This window comes from Dyella terrae, assembly GCF_004322705.1.
Lineage (GTDB): Bacteria > Pseudomonadota > Gammaproteobacteria > Xanthomonadales > Rhodanobacteraceae > Dyella_D > Dyella_D terrae.
Genome location: NZ_SIZZ01000001.1, coordinates 2,248,025 through 2,264,874 on the forward strand (window position 1 = coordinate 2,248,025; position 16,850 = coordinate 2,264,874).

Annotated in this window: 21 protein-coding genes; 13 read left to right on the forward strand and 8 right to left on the reverse strand. The window is 64.6% G+C overall.

Features of this window, described 5'->3' with window-relative positions:
* Positions 1–26 precede the first annotated feature (26 nt).
* The 7 genes from EYV96_RS10040 to EYV96_RS10070 all read right to left on the reverse strand — a co-directional run bounded on the left by EYV96_RS10040 (position 27) and on the right by EYV96_RS10070 (position 4,868).
* The gene (locus EYV96_RS10040; protein ID WP_131151274.1) at positions 27–1,442 is read right to left on the reverse strand and encodes an ATP-binding protein; all 1,416 of its coding nucleotides are present in this window, start codon (positions 1,440–1,442) and stop codon (positions 27–29) included.
* Positions 1,408–2,100 carry a response regulator transcription factor gene (locus EYV96_RS10045; RefSeq protein WP_131151275.1) on the reverse strand — a complete coding sequence of 231 codons (693 nt, stop codon included), beginning with the start codon at positions 2,098–2,100 and terminating at the stop codon, positions 1,408–1,410. The genes EYV96_RS10040 and EYV96_RS10045 overlap by 35 nt, the downstream gene beginning before the upstream one ends.
* Positions 2,100–2,396, reverse strand: a complete 297-nt coding sequence (locus EYV96_RS10050; protein WP_240732398.1) for a PepSY domain-containing protein — start codon at positions 2,394–2,396, stop codon at positions 2,100–2,102. The genes EYV96_RS10045 and EYV96_RS10050 overlap by 1 nt, the downstream gene beginning before the upstream one ends.
* Positions 2,397–2,511: 115 nt before the next feature.
* Positions 2,512–3,489, reverse strand: a complete 978-nt coding sequence (gene dusA, locus EYV96_RS10055) for a tRNA dihydrouridine(20/20a) synthase DusA (RefSeq protein ID WP_131151277.1) — start codon at positions 3,487–3,489, stop codon at positions 2,512–2,514.
* 58 nt (positions 3,490–3,547) lie between these two features.
* Positions 3,548–4,099 carry a hypothetical protein gene (locus tag EYV96_RS10060; protein ID WP_131151278.1) on the reverse strand — a complete coding sequence of 184 codons (552 nt, stop codon included), beginning with the start codon at positions 4,097–4,099 and terminating at the stop codon, positions 3,548–3,550.
* A 176-nt stretch (positions 4,100–4,275) separates the two neighbouring features.
* Entirely contained in the window at positions 4,276–4,521 is a 246-nt protein-coding gene (locus tag EYV96_RS10065; RefSeq protein ID WP_165488645.1) for a hypothetical protein, read from the reverse strand.
* A 56-nt stretch (positions 4,522–4,577) separates the two neighbouring features.
* Positions 4,578–4,868, reverse strand: coding sequence for a TonB family protein (locus tag EYV96_RS10070; RefSeq protein ID WP_165488646.1), 291 nt, complete (start codon positions 4,866–4,868; stop codon positions 4,578–4,580).
* A 191-nt stretch (positions 4,869–5,059) separates the two neighbouring features.
* Between EYV96_RS10070 and EYV96_RS10075 the strand changes: the two genes are divergently transcribed.
* The 9 genes from EYV96_RS10075 (at position 5,060) to EYV96_RS10115 (ending at position 13,000) form a co-directional block, all read left to right on the forward strand.
* Positions 5,060–5,644, forward strand: coding sequence for a hypothetical protein (locus EYV96_RS10075; RefSeq protein WP_131151280.1), 585 nt, complete (start codon positions 5,060–5,062; stop codon positions 5,642–5,644).
* 55 nt (positions 5,645–5,699) lie between these two features.
* Positions 5,700–6,668, forward strand: coding sequence for an SOS response-associated peptidase family protein (locus EYV96_RS10080; protein ID WP_131151281.1), 969 nt, complete (start codon positions 5,700–5,702; stop codon positions 6,666–6,668).
* 79 nt (positions 6,669–6,747) lie between these two features.
* Positions 6,748–7,779, forward strand: coding sequence for a sensor domain-containing diguanylate cyclase (locus EYV96_RS10085; protein ID WP_205746125.1), 1,032 nt, complete (start codon positions 6,748–6,750; stop codon positions 7,777–7,779).
* A 119-nt stretch (positions 7,780–7,898) separates the two neighbouring features.
* On the forward strand, positions 7,899–8,714 hold the full coding sequence (locus EYV96_RS10090; RefSeq protein WP_131151282.1) for a DUF2306 domain-containing protein: 816 nt from the start codon (positions 7,899–7,901) through the stop codon (positions 8,712–8,714).
* Between the two features lie 19 nt (positions 8,715–8,733).
* On the forward strand, positions 8,734–9,798 hold the full coding sequence (locus tag EYV96_RS10095) for a sensor histidine kinase (protein WP_131151283.1): 1,065 nt from the start codon (positions 8,734–8,736) through the stop codon (positions 9,796–9,798).
* A complete protein-coding gene (locus EYV96_RS10100; RefSeq protein ID WP_240732400.1) occupies positions 9,795–10,580 on the forward strand; it encodes a LytR/AlgR family response regulator transcription factor in 786 nt (261 codons plus the stop codon). The genes EYV96_RS10095 and EYV96_RS10100 overlap by 4 nt, the downstream gene beginning before the upstream one ends.
* 69 nt (positions 10,581–10,649) lie before the next feature.
* Positions 10,650–10,916, forward strand: a complete 267-nt coding sequence (locus EYV96_RS10105; protein WP_131151284.1) for a hypothetical protein — start codon at positions 10,650–10,652, stop codon at positions 10,914–10,916.
* Positions 10,917–11,237: 321 nt separating this feature from the next.
* Positions 11,238–12,302, forward strand: a complete 1,065-nt coding sequence (rsgA, locus tag EYV96_RS10110) for a ribosome small subunit-dependent GTPase A (RefSeq protein WP_131151285.1) — start codon at positions 11,238–11,240, stop codon at positions 12,300–12,302.
* Positions 12,303–12,472: 170 nt separating this feature from the next.
* Positions 12,473–13,000, forward strand: coding sequence for a hypothetical protein (locus EYV96_RS10115; protein ID WP_131151286.1), 528 nt, complete (start codon positions 12,473–12,475; stop codon positions 12,998–13,000).
* Here EYV96_RS10115 and EYV96_RS10120 read toward each other — a convergent pair.
* Positions 12,997–13,368: a YfeK family protein gene (locus EYV96_RS10120; protein WP_165488647.1), complete on the reverse strand. Its 372-nt coding sequence runs from the start codon at positions 13,366–13,368 to the stop codon at positions 12,997–12,999. The genes EYV96_RS10115 and EYV96_RS10120 overlap by 4 nt on opposite strands.
* Before the next feature lie 276 nt (positions 13,369–13,644).
* On the opposite strand from EYV96_RS10120, the gene EYV96_RS10125 reads away from it, so the two are divergent.
* The 4 genes from EYV96_RS10125 to EYV96_RS10140 all read left to right on the forward strand — a co-directional run bounded on the left by EYV96_RS10125 (position 13,645) and on the right by EYV96_RS10140 (position 16,817).
* A complete protein-coding gene (locus EYV96_RS10125; RefSeq protein ID WP_131151287.1) occupies positions 13,645–14,082 on the forward strand; it encodes a universal stress protein in 438 nt (145 codons plus the stop codon).
* Between the two features lie 115 nt (positions 14,083–14,197).
* The gene (locus tag EYV96_RS10130) at positions 14,198–14,764 is read left to right on the forward strand and encodes a LexA family protein (RefSeq protein ID WP_131151288.1); all 567 of its coding nucleotides are present in this window, start codon (positions 14,198–14,200) and stop codon (positions 14,762–14,764) included.
* A gap of 4 nt (positions 14,765–14,768) precedes the next feature.
* A complete protein-coding gene (imuA, locus tag EYV96_RS10135) occupies positions 14,769–15,395 on the forward strand; it encodes a translesion DNA synthesis-associated protein ImuA (protein ID WP_131151289.1) in 627 nt (208 codons plus the stop codon).
* Between the two features lie 9 nt (positions 15,396–15,404).
* Positions 15,405–16,817: a Y-family DNA polymerase gene (locus tag EYV96_RS10140; protein WP_131151290.1), complete on the forward strand. Its 1,413-nt coding sequence runs from the start codon at positions 15,405–15,407 to the stop codon at positions 16,815–16,817.
* The last annotated feature ends 33 nt before the right edge of the window (positions 16,818–16,850 follow it).

Below are 16,850 nucleotides of genomic sequence, written 5' to 3' on the forward strand. Positions count from 1 at the left end.
GGAGCGCCTTTTCCAATCCGAGCCGATCATCCGGGTGGCAAGGTCACGCTGAAGCGCGCACCGCCGAATTCCTCGGAACGATCGACGGACAACTCGCCACGATAGGCCTTGACGATGTCCTGCACGATCGACAGGCCAATGCCGTGTCCTTGCACGCGCTCGTCGCCACGCACGCCGCGCTGCAGGACCTTTTCGATCTTGTCGTCATCGATGCCAGGGCCGTCGTCTTCCACGCTCAGGAACAAGCCAGGGCGCTGGCGACCGGCCATCGGCTCCATCTTCACCACCAGCAATACGCGATGACGCGCCCACTTGAAGGCGTTCTCCAGCAGGTTGCCCATCAGCTCAAGCAGATCGCCCTGCTCACCGTAGAACGCGGCGCCATCGTCGATATCGAATTCGCACAGCACGTTCTTTGCGGCGTAAACCTTCTCGAGGCTCTGCACGAGATCCTCAGCGTGCCCGGCAATCGGAATGGCCGTCGCGAACGTCTGCCGGCCCGTCGTGGCTGCGCGCGCCAACTGGTAAGCCACCAGCTCGTCCATGCGCCGCACCTGGTCGAGCACGTCGTTGCGCAGGGGCGAGTTGCCGTCCACCGACTCAAGCCGTGAACGAATCACCGCGAGCGGCGTTTTCAGGCTGTGTGCCAGGTCGGCCAGCGTATTGCGATACCTGACGCGCTGTTCGCGCTCGCTGTCGATGAAGGCGTTGATGCGTTCGGTCAGTCCCGTCAGTTCCAGCGGATACTGGCTGTCGAGTCGATCGGTGTCGCCGCGTTCGACGCGCGTCATGTCGCTGGCTACCTTGCGCAGCGGCGTCAGGCTCCAACGCAGCAACAGCAGTTGCAGCAGGATCAACATCACGCCAAGCGACGCCAGCCAGAATCCGAGGCTGCGCCGGAACACCGCATTCTGGCCTTCGAGCTGATCCTCGGCCTGGGCCACCATGAAAGTCAGCTTGACTGACTTCTTCTCGGAGGTGTCGAGCGCAACACCGTAGGCGTAGTAATACAGGCGCCCCATGCGCGTTTCGATGGGGCCGACGAACTGGCTTTCACCCGGCTCCAGCGTCGGCAGGAAATTGAAATCGCGGCCGATGGCTGACGGCGACTCCAGCTTGGCCCCGTTCTCGCCCATGGCGAGCGCATAGAGACCCGAGCCCGGCTGCGAGAAGCGCGGGTCCGGCGGCGTATCGGGCAGCAACACTTTTCCCGACCGGCCCACTTCGGTGCCAGCCAGGTAGGCCACAACGTAGTTCTGCAAGCGATCCTGCAGTTCCTTCAGCCCGGTCTCGGCGCTGGTGCGGGAAAGCGTGAGTCCGACAACGCCGAGAAAGGCCGCCAGCACGAAGCCGGTGGCCAGAGCCGCACGCGCCGCCAGTGAAAACGGGCGGCGCGGCGATTCAGGCTCATTCGTCGTCGGCTTCGCTGCGAGGGATGGCAAAGCGGTATCCGCGTCCACGTACCGTCTCGATGGGCTTGAGGGTGCCTTCCGGGTCGAGCTTCCTGCGCAGTCGGCCGATGAAGACCTCCAGCACATTCGAGTCGCGATCGAAATCCTGCTGGTAGATGTGCTCGGTCAGGTCGGCCTTGGAGACCAGCTCGCCCGCATGCAGCATCAGGTATTCCAGCACCTTGTATTCGTAGCTGGTGAGGTCGACCAGCTTGCCTTCCACCGACACGGTTTGCGCCGTGGTGTCGAGCTTGATCGGACCACAGGCCAGCACCGGCTTCGACCAGCCACTGGCGCGACGCACCAGCGCGTTGATGCGCGCCAGCAGTTCTTCCACGTGGAACGGCTTGACCAGGTAGTCGTCGGCACCGTGCTTGAGGCCTTCGACCTTGTCCTGCCAGCTGCCACGCGCCGTGAGGATGAGGATCGGGTAACGCTGCCCCGCTTCACGCAGGGACTTGACCAGGTCCATGCCCGACATCTTGGGCAGGCCCAGGTCGATGATGGCCAGGTCGAACGGCACTTCGCGGCCGAGGTACATGCCCTCTTCGCCGTCCTGCGCCGCGTCGACGGCAAAACCATCGCGCTTCAGGCGGGCGGCGAGGGTTTCGCGCAGCGGCGCCTCGTCCTCTACCAAAAGGATGCGCATCAGTGTTTCTCCTTGTTGCCCTCGCCGTTACCGGCGGGATTCTTGGTGGAATCGGGGGATGAGGGGGATTTGGCGGCGTCCGTGTTCACCGTGACCACGCGGACATGGCCGTTGGGCGTCAGCACCTTGATCCGGTGCTCGAACGCGTTGCGACCGCGGCGAACCGTACTGGCCGACAGGATCTTGCCCTGGGTTTCCTGCTGCACCTGGTTCACGGCTTCTTCCAGCGACATCGACGGCTCCACGGCCTGGGCAAACGCCGAAAAGGCGCCCAGAAGCAACAATAGAGCCGACAAACGCAGGATTGTCCTCATTTCGACTACAAAACCTCGTGGTTTTCGCCTTGGGGCGACCTATCGTCGTTCAGACTATGAAACCGGGGCTGAATACTGACCCGACGGACGGTAGGTGTCACGCGGCGGACCGGAGGGGTTCCAGCGCCTGCTCGATGAGTCCCCACCCTGCTCCGGGCTGGTGCGCGCCCTCGCTGAGGACGCGCCGGAAGCTGCGCGCGCCCGGCTCGCCCTGGAACAGTCCCAGCAGGTGCCGGGTGATGTGCTTGAGGGCCGTGCCACGCGCCAGCTCTGCCTCAATGTAGGGACGCAGGTGCCGGATAACTGTTTCGCGCTCCGGCAAGGCCTCGCCATAAAGAGCGGCCTCCACCTGCGCCAGGACATAGGGGTCGTGATATGCCGCACGCCCCAGCATCACGCCATCGACCTGCTTCAGATGCGCCTGCACCTGCTCCACCGTGGTGATGCCGCCATTGATAACGATGACCAGGTGCGGGAACTCGCGTTTCAGGCGATACACGCGCTCGTAGTCCAGTGGGGGAATCTCGCGATTCTCCTTGGGGCTCAGTCCCTGCAGCCATGCCTTGCGCGCGTGCACGACCAGGATGTCCACGCCCGCGCCCACCATCGTTTCGGTGAAGCGCTGCAGGTCCGCGTAGTCGTCCTGGTCGTCCACGCCGATGCGGCACTTCACGGTCACCGGAACTTCCACCGATTCACGCATCGCCCGCACGCAGTCACCCACCAGCGAGGGCTCGCGCATCAGGCAGGCACCGAACTTGCCCGACTGCACGCGATCGGACGGGCAACCCACGTTGAGGTTGATCTCGTCGTAGCCGGCGTCGGCGCCGTAGCGTGCGGCAATGGCCAACTCCTGTGGATCGCTGCCACCGAGCTGCAAGGCCACCGGATGCTCCTGCTGGCTGTGCTCGAGAAGGCGCAGCTGCTTGCCCCGCACCAGCGCGGCACTGGTCACCATCTCGGTATAGAGACGGGCATGCGGCGACAACAGCCGATGGAAATAGCGGCAGTGGCGGTCCGTCCAGTCGAGCATGGGGGCGACGGAAAGGCGCCAGGGGGCAGAATTCGGGTGCATCGGCCTATTGTAACCGGGGCGGCAGAGCCCGCCCTGCCTGCCGATCCTCAATGAAGGGTCATTCCTTCAGCTCGAACCAGGTTTCCAGCGGCACTTCGACATGCCGCGTTGTGTCACGGAGCCTCACCTTCACATTCCACTTGCCGGCCGGATCGCCCGGATCGCCCGTGAACTCGACCACAAGCGCCGTGAGCGCCAGCGATGTGGATGGCGCCGGGTACTTGCCCTGGTAGCAAGGGAGGTCTTTCTCGTGCTGGGAAAACGATCCATCCGGCCGGATCACATCGAGGTCACACCGCACGTTGGCATGGCCCGACGCATCGAGCTTGGGATTGGAGATGAAGGTAAGGATATATACCTTGCCGCCGCGCCCCACTTCTTGCGTGGTCGTGAAGCGAGGAATGTTCGCCGAAGGCGTTTTCCATTTCGCTTCCCAGTCGGCATCCGGCGTGATCATGAGCATGCCGACAAAACCATCCGCCGATCCGTCGACGACGCCGCCAGGCAAGGTCTTGGCTCCCGCAGCGGGCGCCGGATTGCGCGAGATCGCACCCGACGCGAGCGGCAGCGCGAGCGCAGCCAGCAGCCCTATCACCTTCCACTTCCTCATGCCGAACTCCTTGTCAGGTCAACACGGTGGTGCGTGATACCTCGAGCGGTTTGCGCCGGATTCGCCCATCCGGTGAAGTCATGCGTCGCGCCGATGCAGCGCAGACAAAACAGGGCGCGTTCGCAGGTGCCGCGATGTTCCATCGCGACGCCTGGCACACACGGGGAACGGAGCCGTCAGTGCGCCTGCGTCGCCTTGCGATACCGATGTTCCTGGATAAACCACATCGCCACACCGAAGCCGACGCCACCCACGCTCCAAAGGATGGCCGACAGGGCCACCGGCGGTTGCGGCCGGCTGATCACAAACGTCATCACCACGAACATGGGAAGACCCCACATCAGCAGCCCCGACACCAGCACGTAACGCAACATGCCTTGTGCGCGCGCCTTCGCCCAGCGTTCCAGTTCAAGTGGCTTCATGGATTCCCCCTCAGGAATGACGTGCCCGTCAGTGTGCGCAACGGCGATTGCCGCGGTCAATGCCCGCCGCCGTGATCGTCAAGGGCAGTAGCCTCGACCACCGCAAAGCGCACCGGCAGGTTTCGCTGGCAGGTCAGTGGCGGCGACGAGAATCGTGCAGTACGCGCCGCATCCACCGCGGCCGCTTCGTAGCCTTTCGCAGCACGCCCCCCATGGCCGACCGGAGTAAGGCGAGATGCCAGCACCCTGGCCTGCGTAACGTGCCCGTCCGGCGACACGACGACGGCAAGCGCGACGCTCCCTTCGAACGTGTTCTCCGTCGCTGCCGGAAGTCGCGGGGGATCCATGTGCCGCAGCACCATCGATGATGGACATGACGGCCACGTCGCCAGCACGGCCGATGGCCAGGCAGCTGCGAACAGGCATGCCGCCGTGATCCTGTGACAGGCTCGCATCCGCCCTCCCCCGTTGCCCGTGCTCACCCTAGCCGGTTCCGTGGCAAGCTGCACGTATCGTCATGCCGATGGAACCTGTTCGCATGAACGTCGACCAGATCTACCCGCACATACGCGTGGTGCTCAGCATCATCCTGGGCCTGGGCATCACCAAGCTCCTGCAGGGCATCGCCCTGATGATCGAGCAACAACGACGGCACAGCTGGTCGTGGATGCACATGGCCTGGGTAGCGTGGGCGTTGATCTCCATCGTCACGTTCTGGTGGTGGGAATTCCGCCTGGTCGAAGTGCGCCACTGGACCTTCGGCACGTATCTCTTCGTCATCGGCTATTGCTCGCTCTATTACATGGTCGCCACGCTTCTGTTTCCCATCAACGTGGCGGACTTCGGCAGTTACGAGTCGTATCTCATCCAGAGGCGCCGATGGTTCTTCGGCCTCATCGCACTGATCACGTTGATGGATCTGTTCGATACCGCACTGAAGGGCGAACAACGTTGGCACGTGTTGGGCGGCGCCTACCAGGTCCATACCGTGGTGATGCTCATGGTCGCCGGACTGGGAATGTGGCGCAGCGAACGCCTTGTCCAGCAAGGCGTGGCCCTGGCTGCCCTTGGCTATCAGGCGATCTATTTTGCGGCGGAGTACTTCACCCTTTCGCCGGACTGACGGCACGCCGGCGACCCAGGCATTAATCTAGGCCACCAGGGCCAGGAACCGTGTGATGTGCTACTCCGCGCAAATCCTCTCCGAATATCGCAAATTCGAGCGCGCATTCGGCGCCGGCATCGACATCAAGCGCTACGTCGAGCTGTTTTGGGAGAAGCGCAAGCAAGGCGGCTGGAACAAGTTGCCCAAGGCGATGCGTCATTCATTTTCTCCACCGCGCAATGCCGGGGAAATGGAACTGGCGAAGCTGGTGGCCGAAGGCGATCGCGAACGCGCCGAAGCGCTGGAACGCGAGATCGACGAACAGACGGCGCGACTTGAAAAGGCCAGGGCCGTCATGGCGTCGGCCAGACCGACCAAGAAGGCGGCGGACGACCAGCGCATCGCCGGCAACAAGATCCGCGCGGCGCAACGGCAACTGGACGACTTGCGTCGCAAGGAACCCATGCCGGACGACTCGCGCATCTTTCCCGGCAGTTATGCGCCCGTGATGATCATGCAGGACAACAAGCGCGTGGTCGTTCCCATGCGCTACCAGTGCCGCCTCCCTGGCTGGAATGCCGGCATGGAACGCAAGTATCCGGGCACGTACAACGCGCGGCGCGACAAGCTGGAAGAATCCTGGGGCAAGCTCTTCGGGCACTTTCACGGTGTGATGGTGGCGAACGTTCTCTACGAGAACGTCGCTCGCCATGCGATGGAACAACGTGAACTGGCGGAAGGCGAGCGACCCGAGAACGTCGTCCTCGAGTTTCGACCTGAGCCGCCGCAGGACATGCTCATTGCCTGCCTCTGGTCGTTCAGTCCCGGCATGCACGGCGAAGCGGATCTGTTTTCATTTGCCGCCGTCACGGATGACCCGCCACCGGAAGTGGTCGCGGCCGGTCATGATCGTTTCGTGATACCGATCAAGCCAGAAAACCTGGACGCCTGGCTCAAGCCCAACCCCAACGATCTGCAGGCGCTGTACGACATCCTGGATGACCGGCCGCGCCCCTATTACGAACATCGCATTGCTGCCTGAGCCGTTGAAAGAAAGGCCCGGTGCCGCTTTAATCAGTCCAACGCCTTCGTTTTTTCCCCACTGCCACCAAAGCCCATTCATGCCCAGCATTCCATCGAGCCTGCCCACCACGGATTTCATGGGCATGCTGGCCAGTTCGGTTTCCCAGGCAAGGACGCTCGAGGATCTCACCCGCCCCCTGCTCGAACTTCTCCAGACCGTCACCGGACTGGATTCGACCTACCTGACCACCATTGACCTCGACGCCGGCGTGCAGCGCATCGTCTATGCGCGCAACACGCGCGAGCTGGATATCCCCGAAGGCCTGGCGGTTCCCTGGGAAGGCACCCTGTGCAAGCGGGCCCTGGAAGAAGATCGCCTCTACACCGACGACGTCGCCGAATGCTGGGCCGATTCGGCACCCGCGCGCGAGCTGGGTATTTCGACTTACGCCAGCTCGCCCGTACGCACGGAGGACGGCGAGCTGTACGGCACGCTTTGCGCGGCGAGCATGGATTCCCTGCCGCTGGCCGAAGGCTCGATGCAGGTATTGCAGATGTTCTCCCGACTGATTGCCCAGCAGATTGATCGCGAACGCCTGGTAAGCGCGCTGCGTCGCGCCAACGATTCGCTGGCAGTGAGCGCGCTGACCGATACCACCACGCGCCTCCCCAATCGCCGCGCACTGATGGACCAGCTTCGTCATCGCCTGAGCCTGGAGAACGCCAGCCACGTACTGCTGGTGGCTTTCATCGATCTGGACGGATTCAAGGCGATCAACGACAAGCATGGGCACGAAACCGGCGATCGCTTTCTCAGCGCGATCGGCGGTCGCATGCAGGGCGCCATGCGCGACATGGACTTTGTCGCGCGCCACGGTGGCGATGAGTTCGTCGTCCTTTCGGAGGCACCGCACGGCGATGCCGAGGCTTGCCTGGCTTCGCTGCGCGAGCGCCTGGAGTCCGCTTGCTCGGGTCGATACAACCTCGGTGGCCTGTTGCTCGACTACGCCGGTCCCAGCATCGGCATCGTCGTGGCGCGACCGGGAGAGCACGAGTGCGAAGCGTTGCTGGCCCAGGCCGATGCGGCCATGTACGAGGTGAAACGGGCGCGACGCGCAGCGCGCGTCTAGCACCCCGTTCATCCTCGGCAGGCGCCATTCATCCCGGCCATGCCGCCATCGGTCGGCTGACAACGGATCCCAGGATTCGGGCTGACCCACACTCCGTGCACTTGCCACGGAGCACGGCCATGCAGACCCATCCCACGATTCCCGTCGATGCTTCCCGCACCCGGGCGCTTTCCATCGCAGCCACGACCTGGGTCGTCGTCGCGCTTATCGGCCAGCTGATCTTCGCCAGTTACGTCGCTGGCTTCTATGGCCGCGCGGCCATGCACGGGCGATGGTCAGCGTGGAATGACGTACTCGCCCATGGCTACGTGGCGGGCGATACGGCGCTCAATGTCGTGCTTGGGCTGCATCTGTTGTTTGCCGTGCTGGTGATCGTCGGTGGCGTGATGCAGCTGATGCCTCGCATCCGACGCGTGGCGCCCGCCTGGCATCGCTGGAACGGCCGGCTGTACCTGATCCTGTCGTCGACACTGGCCATCGGCGGCGTGGCAATGGTCTGGATTCGCGGCACCGTCGGCGATATCTGGCAGCACCTGGGCATCACGCTCAATGCTGCCTTGATCGTCGGCTTCGCGTGGCTGGCATGGCGCGCGGCGCGTGAACGTCGCTTCGACGCGCATCGTCGCTGGGCGCTGCGCCTGTTCCTGGTCGTCAGCGGCGTCTGGTTTTTTCGCGTGGGGCTGATGTTCTGGATCGTGGTCAACCAGGGGCCGGCGGGATTCGATCCGACGTCGTTCACCGGCCCGTTCCTCACCGGCCTGTCCTTCGCACAGTCGCTGCTGCCGCTGGCCATACTCGAGGGGTACCTGCGCGCCCGGGCCAGTGGTCGACGCGTCCACGTGGTGGGCGCCTTTGCCTGCCTGGTGCTGGGCACGCTGGTCACCGGCGCCGGCATCGCCGCAGCCAGCGCCATCATGTGGTTGCCTCACCTGTAGCGCTCGCTATGCTTCGACCATGCCCAGCTTTCCTGCCAAACCCCGCGGCTGCGCCCTGCTATTTCACTGGCGCCGGATCGTCACCACGCTGGCGATCACGATACCGCTGGGCCTGCTGGTCAATATCAGCTGGGACGACGGCTTCCTGCGCACGGTGACGCTGGGGTTCGTCACCGCGCTGGTCTTCGGCGTGTTCGAGCAGTGGCCGCGTCGCCTGCCGCGCTGGATGGCACGCTGGGTGTTGCAGGTGGCTGCCGTGGCGATCGCCATGCCGATCGGCACGTATCTGTTCTATCGCTACTCCACGCCCGTTGGCGCGCCGCCGTTCTGGGAGAACGAGAATCGCCTGAGCGGCTTCGCGTCGTTGACCATGCTCGCCATGCTGGTGGCACCGTGGGCTGCGCTCGCTGCCCTGGTGCGCCAGAAGGAAGCCTTCGCGCGCCATCAGGCGCTGTCCTTTGCACTGGAGCGCAGCGAACTGGAACGCCAGGCGCTGGATGCGCGCCTGCACCTGCTGCAGGCCCAGGTCGCGCCGCATTTCCTGTTCAACACGCTGGCGAACGTGCAGGCACTCGTCGATGCCGGATCACCGCAGGCGCCTTCTTTGTTGCGCAGCCTGATCGCCTATCTGCGTGCGGCCGTGCCACGACTGGATCGACCTGCCACGACATTGCGCGAGGAAGTCGCGCTGGCAAAGGCCTATCTGGAACTGATGCATATGCGCATGCCCGATCGCCTGGCTTTCCACCTGCGCGCGGATGAGCAGATGCTCGACGCCGCCTGCCCCGCATTGACGGTACTGACGCTGGTGGAGAATGCCGTCCGGCACGGCATCGATCCCAGTGAATCTGGTGGACGAATCGATGTCGTCATCGCACGCCGCGACGATCAGTGCCTCGTGCGCGTCACCGATACCGGCATGGGTCTGGGACCGTCCAAACCGGGCTCCGGCACGGGCCTGGCGACCTTGCGCGAGCGACTGGCACTGATCTTTGGTGCCGAGGCGCAACTGCACATCAGCGAAAACAGTCCCAGCGGTGTCTGCGCCGAACTGGTGTTTCCCGCACCCGGAGCGCGCGCGTGACGACCGATCGCATCACCGCGCTGATTGCCGACGACGAGCCGTTGTTGCGCGACGCCCTCGCACGCCAGCTAGCCGTCGCCTGGCCGGAACTCGACATCGTGGCGCAGGCGCGCAACGGTCGGGAAGCCATCGCGCTGTTCGAGCAATGGAAGCCGCATGTCTGCTTCCTCGACGTCCACATGCCCGGCATCACCGGCGTGGAAGCGGCGCATCACATGGGCGAGCGCACGCATCTCGTCTTCGTCACCGCCTTCGATCAGTACGCCGTGCAGGCCTTTGCCGAAGGGGCGCTCGATTACCTGGTGAAGCCCGTCGAGGCCACCCGCCTGGATGCCACCGTGGCACGCATCAAGGCACGACTGCATGCGTCGCAGCCCGCGTTGCATACCGATCAGTTGCTACGGAAGCTGGCCACGCAGCTGGCGTCATCCGCCGCCCCGGCCTACCTGCGCTGGATCCGCGCCCAGGTGGGTCAACAGGTGCGGCTCATTCCGGTGGAAGACATCGACTATCTGCGATCGGACACCAAGTACACGCGGATCGCCTGTCGCGGTGAACCGGTGCCGGCGCGTGATGCGCTTGTGACCACGCCGCTGAAAGAACTGGCCGCGCAGCTGGACCCTGCGCTGTTCGCCCAGGTGCACCGCTCGGTCATCGTCAACCTGCGGGCGGTCAGCCATGTCACCCGCGGCGATAACGACACGGCGGACATCCATTTAAAGGATCGCCCGGACGTCCTCCCGGTCAGCCGCGCTTACCGGCACTTGTTTCGCGCCATGTGACGGCCGCTGGCTTGCGGGCGCCCTGCCTGGCCGGGCAAGCTTGCGGTTTTCACCAAACACGGAACCGCCATGTCCCAGGAAACCATCCTCCAGATCATGCCCGCCACCGGCTGGGTTGCCGTTTATGACGTCGAAGGCGAGGAAAGCGCCGAGCCGATCGTGTGCTTCGCCCTGGTCGAGTCGACTGAAGACGGCCAGACCAGCCGCGACGTGCGCCCGATGGTCGCCGACGGCAACACGATCGACTTCGCCGACACGGCCGAAAACTTCGTGCGCGTGGACGAAGCCGATTCGTTCGATGAAGACGAAGACGAGGACGATGAAGACGAAGGCTGAGCCTTCCTTCGCCGTTTTTATCCGGGCCGTCGCACCATCGACGGCCTTTTTTATGCACGACTTCCGGCCTATTTTTCGATTTTTGCCGGCGTCGGTACTTGCGGGCACACAAACGCCCGATTACCCTGCGCGCTCCCATCAACCCATCACAGGAGGATATGACGATGATTGTTTTCTGTACCGCCTCCGCCGGGTCGACGCGCATCTGATCGCGCCGCCAGCCAACAGGCTGGCCTTGAGTCACATCCACGCGCTCCACCCTGGCGACTCGCACGGTGCCCCTTCGGGCTGCCGCGGTTTGTCCTGAAATCAGGGTTACTCATGTCTTACCAAAGCTATTCCCTCCACCAGCTCGGCTGGCGGACGACGCTTGCTCACGATCTGACGCTGGACGATTTCGAATCGGCCTATCCGGCACGCATCACGGCCGTCCATCGCGATGGCGTGGCGGTGCTGTCATCGCGTGGCCATGGTCATGCCGTCGTGCCGCATGGCTTGCATGCCGACGTCGGCGCCTTTGCCGTCGGCGACTGGGTGATGGTCGAGCAGTCGGCCGATCGGGTCTTTCGACGGATCCAGCGACAAAGCCTGCTGGCACGTGTCGCAGCCGGCGAAACCCACGCGCATCAACCCATCGCGGCCAACGTGGACACGTTATTCATCGTCACCTCGTGCAATGGCGACTTCAATCCGTCGCGGCTCGAGCGCTATGTATCGCTGGCGATGCAGGCTGGCGTGACGCCCGTGATGGTGCTGACCAAAGCCGACATGGCCGACGACGTCGCAGCGTTCGTCGACAGTGCGCGAGCCATCATGCCTGGCATCGAAGTACGGGCGATCAATGCGCTTGATCCCGGCAGCCTGCACGTGTTGTTGCCGTGGATGGTGGAAGGTTGCACCGTCGCCTTCGTGGGCTCATCGGGCGTTGGCAAGTCCACCCTGACCAACCTGCTGACGGGCGATGTCACGCAGCACACCGCCGGCATTCGCGAAGACGACGCACGCGGCCGCCACACCACGACAGCGCGGGAAATGTTTCCCACGTCCCACGGTGCCTGGGTGATCGACACGCCCGGCATGCGCGAGTTGCGGCTGGGAGCAGCCGATGAGGGCGTTGCCGCTGTGTTCGTGGATATCGAAGCGCTCGCGGAACAGTGTCGCTTCGGCGATTGCGGGCACGACGGTGATGCAGGTTGCGCAATCGAACGCGCTCTTGCCGAGGGCGTGCTGGATGCGCGCCGTTTGGCGAACTACCGCAAGCTGCAACGCGAGCTGGCCGGGTCGCGCCGCAGCGAGCGGGAAAAGCGCGAGCATGGCCGACAGTTCAACGCCATGGCCAAGCGCGCCATGCAGGACAAGCGCGAACGATTGGGGCGAAGCCGGTGAGCGAAGGTGTAACAGTTATGTTGCACTTCAACGCGACGTTAAAAACCGGCGCGCGAAGGCCCTTGAAGGGGCCCGCGCGCCGGTGCATGCTTCGCCAGCGCGAACGGCGCACCCCTCTTCCGCATGTCAACCGCCAGGACGGCTGACCACCACGGAATTCAACGCGCCACATGAGCCTTCCATCCGTCGACGAGCTTGTTGCGGTTTACAACCAGGTTCGCGGAAGTGACGTAGCACGGGCGGAACAACGCCTGTTCCAACAATTTGGCATCGACGCGCTGGTGCCACGCCTGATCGAATGCTATCCACGCGTGCGGCGGGCATCCGGACGCGCGGCCATCTTGTTCTGGTTGCCACGGTTTGCGCGCGAACGCGAGGACGTCGTGCAACTGGCGCGTTTGGCGCTGATCGATGCGACCTGCCAGGTGCGCTCGGAAGCGTGCAGCATCCTGGCGTACTCGCTGCGTTACGACATGCTGGACGATCTGGTTCCCTTGCTTGACCACGCGCACCCGAAGACCCGTGACGATGCGGCGGCAGCCATCGATGCGATCGGTAGTCGCAATCATCACTACTATGTCGATCGTGCACACACCGGCGCAACGTTCTGGGGAGTCAGGGCCGGTGACGTGCCGGTCAAGCCCGGCAAGCCGCGCTTGTCCCCGACGCTCCTGCTGCTCGAAGCGCCAGCCGCCTAATGCGCGACCTGGCGAAGGACCTGGAGTTCGTCGCGTAGCCAGTCGCCGGAAAGCTGTTCGCGACCATCGCAGCGCACCTTGTACGGCTTGCCGCTGAAGCTGCTTTCGCTGGCGGCGCGCTCGATGAAATCTTCCGTCGTATCGATCATGTCGCGGCGTGACAGGTAATCGAGCTTGCGCTGCATGTGCTTGCGCGCGTCGGCGGCGGTGTATTCGCTGCCATTGCGAATAAAGGTGCAATGGCTGCTGGCGACGAAATCGAGCAGGGCCTGGACCTCGCGCTGGCCTTCGGGGGAGAGCGCAGCTTGCGCGGCCTGCGTGACGATAAGGAGGCCGGCGAGCGCGATGGTTTTCACTGGGTCATGCATGGGGGACGTTCGACGGGATGGCCGCACCTATGGTGCCGTGTATCCGTGACGGGCGTGTGAGGTGTCGCACGCAAGATCACCGAGGCCAGTGGATGCCGGCTTTCGCCGGCATGACGGCTCTTTGTTGACGTCGCAAATTCTCAAGACCGTCATGCCGGCGAAAGCCGGCATCCACGGGCGACCACGCGCGGGAGTCGCGATATCGCACCACTTCACCCCTCCCCCACGCGCTCCGACCGATCATCCGCCCTCGCACGGACTGCCATGGGGGCCACCATGTTCCAGCGCATCCTTTTGCCCATCGATGGATCGGATCTGTCGCTGCGCGCCGTCGACACGGGCATTGCCCTGGCGAAGGCGATCGGCGCGAAGGTGTTCGCCCTGCATGTGGTGGAGCCCCTGGCGAGCGTGGCGTACTTCACTGAGAAACTGATGGCCTCGCAGGAGGCATACACCCGCGGGGCCATGCGGCGCGCCGAGGGTTATCTGGACGAGGTGAAGCAACGTGCAGAAGCGGCGGGCGTGGCCTGCGAAGTGGCCATCGCCGAGGACCACCGGCCCTGCATGGCGATTGTGGGCACGGCGACCACCCAGGGCTGCGATCTGATCATCCTGGGCTCGCATGGACGCAGCGGGCTGGACCGGCTGTTGCTGGGGAGCGAAACGTATAAGACGCTGCTTAGCTCCAAGGTTCCCGTGATGGTATGTCGTTGATTTTTCTACCTATCAGCCGTTTTGAAATTTCCCAGAAAATCAGGAAAACTCTCAAGCGCTGAGACGCCTCCAGTGCTATCTTGAATACCGTCCCGGTAATCAAGCGAGTTGTCCCATGTCGCCCTCCCATGGCGGCGCCCGACCGGGTGCCGGCCGCCCCGTCAGCGAACCCACCCAGCGCCTGCGCGTCCCCGAAAGCCAGGTGCCGACCGTGCTGGCCTATCTGGACGCGTATCGCCAGGGCTCGTCGCTGGATACGCCCCGCCCGCTTTCCCTGTTGCCCTCCACGGTGGCGCTGACGGCGTTCACCAGCCGCGTGCCGGCCGGTCATCCCAGCCCGGCCGACGACCAGGTCGAAGACGTGGTGGATCTCAATCAGCATCTGATCATCCAGGGCCACGAACCGAGCACGTACATCGTGCGCGTGTCGGGCTGGTCGATGATCGGCGCCGGCATTTTCGATAACGATGAAGTGCTGGTGGATCGCGCACTGAAACCGCGCCAGGGCGACATCGTGGTGGCGCTGGTCAACAACGAGCTGTCGATCAAGCGACTGGGCATGGTCGACGGCCACGTCGCCCTGCTGCCGGAAAACGCGCACTTCAAACCCATCGTGTTCAAGGAAGGCGAAACGCTGGAATTGTGGGGCGTCGTCACCCGCTGCCTGCGCAACCTGCGCTGACGCCATGGGCCAGGTCGTCGCGCTCTCGTCGCTGCTCGAAGGTCGCCAGGTCTGGCAGGGGCGCAGTGCACCCGCGCCGGCGGGCGGCTACGCCAGCGGCTGGCCGACGCTGGATGCGGTGCTGCCCAACGGCGGCTGGCCGGAAGCGACGCTGAGCGAAATCCTGCTGCCCTGCGACGGCGTGGGCGAGTTGCAACTGGTGTTGCCGGCCCTGGCGCGGCTCAGTGCCGCGCGCCGGCAGATCGCGGTGATCGCGCCGCCCTATGCACCGTGCGTGGCCGGCTGGGAACGCCGTGGCGTATCGATGGCACATGTCGACGTGGTGCACGCACCGCAAGCGCGCGACGCCTTGTGGGCCAGCGAGCAATGCCTGCGTTCGGGCAGTTACGCCGCCGTGCTGTGCTGGCCGCACCAGGCCGACGATCGCGCATTGCGCCGCCTCCAGGTCGCCGCCGACAGCGGACGCGCGCTGGGCTTCATCTTTCGCGATCGCAGCCACGCGGTGCAGGCATCGCCGGCAGCCTTGCGACTGGAACTGGAAACCGAACCGACGCGGCAGATCCGCGTACGCAAATGCCGCGGCAGCCAGCCGCCGGCATGGCCGATTCCGTTTCCTTTCGGCACTCCGTGAGGCGCGGCCATGCTCTGGGCCTGTGTACTGCTGCCGCAACTGGCGATGGACGGTGTCCTCCGTCGCCGGGAATCCGCGGACGAACCACTCGCGCTGGTCACCGGTAACGCGCAGTCGCGCAGCATCCTGGCGGTCAATGCCAGTGCACGCGCCGCCGGCTTGCGTCCGGGCCAGCGACTCGCCGCCGCGCAGGCCCTGCTGACGCATTTCGAAGTGCAGCAGCACGATCCCGCCGCCACCACGCACTGGCATCGCCTGCTTGCTGCCTGGGCGTATCGCTACAGTGCCGAGGTGGCGCTGTGGCCGCATGCGATCGTGCTGGAGGTGAGCAAAAGCCTGGGCCTGTTCGGCCCCTGGCCCGACTTCGAACGCAAGCTGCGCGACGATCTGCGCGCCTTGGGTTTTCGTCATCGCATCACGCTCGCGCCCACGCCTCGCGCGGCGTACGTCCTGGCCGGCCTGCACGATGGCCTGGCCGTGATGTCGCCCGAGGTGCTGCACAGCGCCCTCGCATCGGTACCGGTGCACAAGGCACGCCTGCCTGACGGCGCCGCCGATGGCCTGCTCGGCATGGGCTTGCGCACGCTCGGTGCCTTGATGCGCGCGCCGCGCGATGGTCTGCGTCGTCGCTTCGGTGCAGCCCTGCTGGATCATCTCGATCACCTGACCGGTACAAACCAGGAGATCCTCGAACTCTATCGCCCGCCGGATCGCCTCGACCTGTCGATGGAATGGACGCACGAGATCGCGCACGTCGAAGCACTGGTCTTTCCGCTGCGCCGACTCACCGGTGACCTGGCGACCTGCCTGGCCGGTCGCGATGGCGGCGTGCAGCGATTCATGGTTCGCCTGATCCATCGCGATGGCACGTCCACCGATGTCTCGATCGGCCTGCTCACGCCCGAGCGCGATCCGGCCATGCTGTTCGAACACACGCGCAGCCGCATGGAACGCATCACCCTGTCGCAGCCGGTAGTGGCGATGCGCCTGGTCGCGCACGAATTGCCGCCCTTCGTACCGGTGGGACGCGACCTGTTCGACACGCGTCCGGCCCATGCGCTACCGCTGGAACAGATCCGCGAACGCCTGCGCTCGCGTCTGGGCGACAGCGCCATCGCCCGCTGGCAGGCCACTACCGATCCCCGCCCGGAACACGCGCAAAGCACGGCGCGGGACATCGTGGTGATCGGCAAGCCACCCGCCCTGCCGCGCCCGAGCTGGCTGCTCGATCACCCTATCCCCTTGCGCGGACCGCCGCCGCAGATCGTGGCCGGTCCCGAGCGCCTGGAAACCGGTTGGTGGGATGGCAGCGATGTGCGTCGCGACTACTACGTGGTGGAGACCGCGCAGGGGCAACGTGCGTGGGTGTTCTGTGCGCCGGGAGAGCGAGGTCACTGGATGTTGCAGGGATGGTTTGCGTGAAAAGGGAAACGAAAAACGGGGAACGGGGAACGG

Coding starts and splice junctions, on each gene's coding strand:
- EYV96_RS10045 (WP_131151275.1), bottom strand. CDS start 2,100: ATGCGCATCCTTTTGGTAGAGGACGAGGCGCCGCTGCGCGAAACCCTC.
- dusA (WP_131151277.1), bottom strand. CDS start 3,489: ATGCACCCGAATTCTGCCCCCTGGCGCCTTTCCGTCGCCCCCATGCTC.
- EYV96_RS10060 (WP_131151278.1), bottom strand. CDS start 4,099: ATGAGGAAGTGGAAGGTGATAGGGCTGCTGGCTGCGCTCGCGCTGCCG.
- EYV96_RS10065 (WP_165488645.1), bottom strand. CDS start 4,521: ATGAAGCCACTTGAACTGGAACGCTGGGCGAAGGCGCGCGCACAAGGC.
- EYV96_RS10070 (WP_165488646.1), bottom strand. CDS start 4,868: ATGGATCCCCCGCGACTTCCGGCAGCGACGGAGAACACGTTCGAAGGG.
- EYV96_RS10075 (WP_131151280.1), top strand. CDS start 5,060: ATGAACGTCGACCAGATCTACCCGCACATACGCGTGGTGCTCAGCATC.
- EYV96_RS10080 (WP_131151281.1), top strand. CDS start 5,700: ATGTGCTACTCCGCGCAAATCCTCTCCGAATATCGCAAATTCGAGCGC.
- EYV96_RS10085 (WP_205746125.1), top strand. CDS start 6,748: ATGCCCAGCATTCCATCGAGCCTGCCCACCACGGATTTCATGGGCATG.
- EYV96_RS10090 (WP_131151282.1), top strand. CDS start 7,899: ATGCAGACCCATCCCACGATTCCCGTCGATGCTTCCCGCACCCGGGCG.
- EYV96_RS10095 (WP_131151283.1), top strand. CDS start 8,734: ATGCCCAGCTTTCCTGCCAAACCCCGCGGCTGCGCCCTGCTATTTCAC.
- EYV96_RS10105 (WP_131151284.1), top strand. CDS start 10,650: ATGTCCCAGGAAACCATCCTCCAGATCATGCCCGCCACCGGCTGGGTT.
- rsgA (WP_131151285.1), top strand. CDS start 11,238: ATGTCTTACCAAAGCTATTCCCTCCACCAGCTCGGCTGGCGGACGACG.
- EYV96_RS10115 (WP_131151286.1), top strand. CDS start 12,473: ATGAGCCTTCCATCCGTCGACGAGCTTGTTGCGGTTTACAACCAGGTT.
- EYV96_RS10120 (WP_165488647.1), bottom strand. CDS start 13,368: ATGCATGACCCAGTGAAAACCATCGCGCTCGCCGGCCTCCTTATCGTC.
- EYV96_RS10125 (WP_131151287.1), top strand. CDS start 13,645: ATGTTCCAGCGCATCCTTTTGCCCATCGATGGATCGGATCTGTCGCTG.
- EYV96_RS10130 (WP_131151288.1), top strand. CDS start 14,198: ATGTCGCCCTCCCATGGCGGCGCCCGACCGGGTGCCGGCCGCCCCGTC.
- imuA (WP_131151289.1), top strand. CDS start 14,769: ATGGGCCAGGTCGTCGCGCTCTCGTCGCTGCTCGAAGGTCGCCAGGTC.
- EYV96_RS10140 (WP_131151290.1), top strand. CDS start 15,405: ATGCTCTGGGCCTGTGTACTGCTGCCGCAACTGGCGATGGACGGTGTC.